The 5,549-nt window shown below is 60.8% G+C and carries 3 protein-coding genes and 1 pseudogene; 2 read left to right on the forward strand and 2 right to left on the reverse strand.

Annotated elements, in window-relative coordinates; genetic code table 11:
- Positions 1–60 precede the first annotated feature (60 nt).
- Complete coding sequence (gene groL, locus ACDELDRAFT_RS18395) at positions 61–1,713, reverse strand: chaperonin GroEL (RefSeq protein WP_005799500.1); 1,653 nt, start codon at positions 1,711–1,713, stop codon at positions 61–63.
- A gap of 175 nt (positions 1,714–1,888) precedes the next feature.
- On the reverse strand, positions 1,889–2,179 hold the full coding sequence (locus ACDELDRAFT_RS18400) for a co-chaperone GroES (protein ID WP_005799501.1): 291 nt from the start codon (positions 2,177–2,179) through the stop codon (positions 1,889–1,891).
- Positions 2,180–3,024: 845 nt separating this feature from the next.
- Between ACDELDRAFT_RS18400 and ACDELDRAFT_RS18405 the strand changes: the two genes are divergently transcribed.
- Entirely contained in the window at positions 3,025–4,572 is a 1,548-nt protein-coding gene (locus tag ACDELDRAFT_RS18405) for a Fic family protein (RefSeq protein ID WP_157764949.1), read from the forward strand.
- A gap of 719 nt (positions 4,573–5,291) precedes the next feature.
- Positions 5,292–5,420 (forward strand): annotated as a pseudogene (locus ACDELDRAFT_RS18410) (IS5/IS1182 family transposase); the annotation flags it as partial.
- Positions 5,421–5,549: the final 129 nt, after the last annotated feature.

Consider the following 5,549-nt stretch of genomic DNA (forward strand, 5'->3'; position numbering starts at 1 on the left):
GCAGGCCGTGGAGCCTGCGGGCTTTGGGGACGCGGAGCAGAGGGCTCAGCCGCCAGGCAATTACATGCCCATGCCGCCCATGCCACCCATGCCGCCCATGTCGGGCATGCCGCCACCAGCGGGGGCATCATCCTTCGGAGCCTCAGCCACCATGGCTTCGGTCGTCAGCAGCAGAGAAGCCACGGAAGCAGCGTTCTGCAGGGCCGTGCGGGTGACCTTCGTGGGGTCCAGAATGCCCAGTTCGAGCATGTCGCCGTACGTGTCGTTCGATGCGTTGAAGCCGTAGTTGCCCTTGCCGGCCAGCACAGCGTTCACCACCACCGAGGCTTCGCCGCCGGCGTTGTTCACGATTTCGCGCAGGGGGGCTTCGATGGCCTTCAGCACCAGCTTGATACCGGCTTCCTGGTCGGCGTTGTCGCCCTTGACCGAGTCACCCACGGCTTGCTTGGCACGCAGCAGGGCCACGCCGCCGCCAGCCACAACGCCTTCTTCCACAGCCGCACGGGTAGCGTGCAGTGCGTCTTCCACGCGGGCCTTCTTTTCCTTCATTTCGACTTCGGTGGCAGCGCCCACCTTGATCACGGCCACGCCGCCAGCCAGCTTGGCCACGCGCTCTTGCAGCTTTTCGCGGTCGTAGTCGGACGTGGCTTCTTCGATCTGCACGCGCACTTGCTTGACGCGGGCTTCGATGTCAGCGGCAGCGCCAGCGCCGTCGATGATGATGGTGTTTTCCTTGCCCACTTCGATGCGCTTGGCTTGGCCCAGGTCGGCCAGCGTCACCTTTTCCAGCGTCAGGCCCACTTCTTCAGCGATGACCTTGCCGCCCGTCAGGATGGCGATGTCTTCCAGCATGGCCTTGCGGCGGTCGCCGAAGCCAGGAGCCTTCACTGCCACGACCTTCAGGATGCCGCGGATGGTGTTGACCACCAGCGTAGCCAGGGCTTCGCCTTCGACTTCTTCGGCAATGATCAGCAGGGGACGACCAGCCTTGGCGACTTGCTCCAGCGTGGGCAGCAGGTCGCGGATGTTGCTGATCTTCTTGTCGAACAGCAGCACGAAGGGGTTGTCCAGAATCGCGGATTGCTTTTCGGGGTTGTTGATGAAGTAGGGCGACAGGTAGCCGCGGTCAAACTGCATGCCTTCCACGACGTCCAGTTCGCTGTCCAGCGACTTGCCGTCTTCCACGGTGATCACGCCTTCCTTGCCAACCTTGTCCATGGCGTCAGCGATCAGCTTGCCGATGGTTTCGTCGGAGTTGGCGGAGATCGAACCCACTTGGGCGATTTCCTTGGAGGTGGTGGTGGGCTTGGAAGCCTTCTTCAGCTCGGCGACCAGGGCCGTCACAGCCTTGTCGATACCGCGCTTCAGGTCCATCGGGTTGATGCCGGCGGCCACGTACTTGAAGCCTTCGCGCACGATGGCTTGTGCCAGCACCGTAGCGGTGGTGGTGCCGTCACCAGCGTTGTCGCTGGTCTTGGAGGCCACTTCCTTCACGAGCTGGGCGCCCATGTTCTGCAGCTTGTCCTTGAGTTCGATTTCCTTGGCCACGGACACACCGTCCTTGGTCACGGTAGGGGCGCCGAACGAGCGCTCCAGCACCACATTGCGACCCTTGGGGCCCAGCGTGACCTTGACTGCGTTGGCCAGGATGTTCACGCCTTCAACCATGCGTGCGCGGGCTTCGCCGCCGAAAACTACGTCTTTTGCTGCCATTTTGGAGCTCCTGAAAATTTGATTCAAATTGGCTGCTAGCGCTTATTCAATAAGCACTAGCAGCTATGAAAATGAGGGTGTTTGAACGCTGGGTGACTTCTGTCTTTGGCCGGGCCTGCAGCCCTTAACTTGGCTGCGCCAAGTTAGCCTTCGACGAAAGTAATCGCTTCAGCGATTACTTTTCAACCACTGCAAACAGATCGTCTTCCTTCATGACCAGCAGCTCGTCGCCCTTGACCTTGACGGTCTGGCCCGAGTACTTGCCGAACAGAACGCGGTCACCGACCTTCACGTTCAGGGCGATCAGCTCGCCCTTGTCGTTCTTCTTGCCAGGGCCGACGGCCAGCACTTCACCTTGATCGGGCTTCTCAGCGGCGTTGTCGGGGATCACGATGCCCGAGGCGGTCGTGGTTTCGCTTTCGATACGCTTGACGATCACGCGATCGTGCAGGGGGCGAAGGTTCATTGCATTGCTCCTGTTGACAAAAAGGATTGCGACATCAATAAGCGCTCGCGAGATGCGGGCACCAAAAATCCGCAGAGAACGTTGTTAGCACTCATCTGCTTCGAGTGCTAATGATACGGTCCTTTATGACGATTTCAAGAACCTATCGGTGAAATTGCTGCTGCGGAACGTCACTTCACTTTCGTTGGTGCGTCACTGACCTTTCGTTTTTCTGGATGGGCCTATCGGTCGGAGTCGCACATGGTGGCATGCGGGGCGGTCGTGGCTAGGTTTTTTGATGGTGGGGAAGGGGTCTAGGTCCTGTGATCGCAAAGGCATTGCTCAGCCCCAGGTGCTGACCACGGTGGCCAGCACCGCGCGGAGTCGAGCCCCCGGGGCCGCGGTCGTGCCGGTGCCGATCTGGGCGCCTTGGGCCGGGGCTATGCTGGGCTTGGCCGGTGGACGCTGGCTGCGTGGGCGCGCTGGGCCGGTGCATGCTGGCGTGGCATGGCCAGAGAATGCCGGTGTAGCAATAGCTGGCCCAGCACCAGGTGCTGACAGATCAAGGCGTTAGCTGTGCTGCGCGCGAAATTTCAGCGACGTTCCGCAGCAGCACTGCGCGTTGACCAAGCCACATCGATCAACTTCGGCGGATTTCACCCGTCGAAAGCATCGGGGCCCTGTCCTGCCGACATCGCCGGGGCGGCGCCGACAGCTATGTTCGTCGGCCTGGGACGGGCCTCGACGCGCACCGTTGATCGTAAATGTTTTGTGGTGGACAATGGCGCGAATAACTGTTTTAGGGTCGCCGTATGCAAAATGGAGATGGATACGCCGGATATAAGTGGCTGTCTGAGGAGTACGACGTGGCGCCGGTGCAGCCCTTTCGGGTCCGCAGCGTCATAGGCTCGGCGCGCTCCAGCGCGGCGTCAAACGGCTTCACGGTCGAGACGTACCCAGCACATTACCAGCCGGATGCGACGCTGAGCGCGCAGCTGACGTTTGCGCTCAAGTATGAGGGCGTCGAGCTGGATTTTCTCAATCGCCTCTTCGATGTCACCGGGCCCGAGCCCATCGTCAAATGGGCGTTGGAAGAGCCCACGGGTGCATACGCGCGCCGCTGCGGCTTCCTCTATGAGTGGCTCACCGACACCATTCTGGATGGGGTGGGCGACGCTGGCGGGAACTACGTCGACTTGCTCGACTCGTCCCAGTACCTCACCGCCATGGTGTCAGACAAGGTGCGCCGCTGGCGCATCAACAACAACCTGCCGGGGACCCGCGCCTTTTGCCCGATGGTCGACTTTGGGGAGCACGGCCCGGCTGATTCGGCGCCACTGCGCGCAGAGATCGACAACATGGTTGATCAGTTCGGGCTCGAGACGATCGAGCGGGCTGTCAACTGGCTGACCATTAAGGAGAGCAAGGCCAGCTTTGCCATCGAGTCCGAGGGTAAGGAAGAGGACCGCATCCGCCGCCTGGCGCGCGCCATGAGCACGCACTGCGGCAAGATCGAGTCCGCCCTTACGGAAGAGGGGATGCTGATGATTCAGCGGGCCATCATGGGCGACAAGATGGTGGGCGCCAAGCTAGGCATTCGCCGGTCCCCGGTTTTTGTCGGGCACACCAACTCGATCTTCGAGCCCGTGATCGACTACCTGGCGCCGCACCATCAAATGGTGGCCGATATGATGGAGGGGCTGCGTGCGTTCGAGCAGCGCACCCGTGGGAAAAGCCCGCTGCTGCGAGCGGCGGCCCTGTCCTTTGGCTTCGTCTACATCCACCCGCTGGGTGACGGCAATGGCCGGCTCTCGCGCTTCCTGATCAACGACATTCTTCGGCGCGACGGCTTCCTGCCAGCCCCGGTGATCCTGCCGGTCTCGGCGGTGATCAGCGAGAGCGCCATGCGGCGCGCCGCCTACGATGCCGCCTTGGAGCACCTGTCGCGGCCGCTGATGGCCACGATGAATTCGGTGTGCAAGTTCGGCGCGACCGTGCAACACGAAGATGGTGTCGAGTCCAACCTTCACGTAGCCGACTGGAACCGGGGCCTGTCCACCTGGCGCTATGCCGACCTCACCTTCCAGTCTGAGTATCTAGTCGACGTCATCCGGCACTCGATCCAGCACGGGCTCAAGGACGAGGCCATATATCTGCTGCGCTACGACACCGCGCGTGACAGCCTCAAGGAAATCATCGAGGGTCGCGACGAGGACTATGCGACGATCATCCGATCCCTGGTGACTAACATGAAGGTCAGCGGCAAGCTGCGCAAGACGTACCCCAGTGTCTTCAGCGACGAAGACCTGACCAAGCGCGTCGAGCGCGCGGTTTTCAAGGCCTTTGAGCTGTTGCCCAACGATGATGATGATGATGAAGAGGTGGTGCCGCGCCTGGATGTGGTGGCCCGATGAATTGATGAGGGCACGTGTCAATTCAACCTTCGACCATGAACCAGCCCTCCTGAGCTTGACGTGAGGATACCTCCGAGCAAGTTGCATGACCTTTTGCACGATCGTGCTTGGTGCCGCTGTCGGACCTTTCGATGTAAATCCTCAGTTCGTCATGAACGAATGTTCAGTGACGCAAAATCGGAAAGAACGAAAGATCAGTGTCGCGGCCGACGAAACTGCAATGATGCACGACGTGGGCGTCGATGCTGAATCAAGGGGTTAGCGAGGAGGCAGAACGAAAGTACAGTGGCGTTCCGCAGCTGCTGGACTGAATCGCCAGTGCTGCTGCTGCGGAACGCCACTCTACTTTCGTTGTTCCGCCATTCAACTTTAGATTTTGGCAACCCGCGACCGTGAACCTGAGGAGCACCTCGCATGAACGCCATCTAGCTGAGCGCCAGCGACAGAGGGTTGAACTGGAAGTGAGCAATAACACACTTTCCCCTCGACCACTGCGGTAGCATTTCAGGGTCAGCTACAGGCTGGTCAGAGTCATTCGCTGGTGGCCACCTGAACGTAAGCTGCAGCCGTCACCAGTCACTCGACGCGGGCCGCCGGCTACGACCGCTTCAGCCTGGAGACCGGGGGCTCGCTGTCGGGTAAATGCGGCTTGGCAGCGAATGACCGGTCGTGGCTCGGACGAACAGGAACTCCCGGCTCCGAGCGTTCAATCGGCGGCGCGGCTGTGGGGCTTTGGCAAGGTGCGCTATCGCGGGCTGCACAAGAACGCCACGCGTGCGTTCACGGCCTTGGCGCTGGCCAACATTTACCTTGCCCGAGGGCGGTTGCTGGGACAGGTGCGCCCGTAGGGGCTTGAAGGGGGCTGAATGCCTCCAGAGAACGGGCTCAGCGGGCCGACATTCGGCAGCGTTTCACGCCATTTGGCATTCAAATGGTTCGAGCGATGGATTGACGCTACTTGATCAGCATTGCCCTAA

Origin of the sequence: Acidovorax delafieldii 2AN (genome assembly GCF_000175235.1) — a bacterium.
Lineage (GTDB): Bacteria > Pseudomonadota > Gammaproteobacteria > Burkholderiales > Burkholderiaceae_C > Acidovorax > Acidovorax delafieldii_B.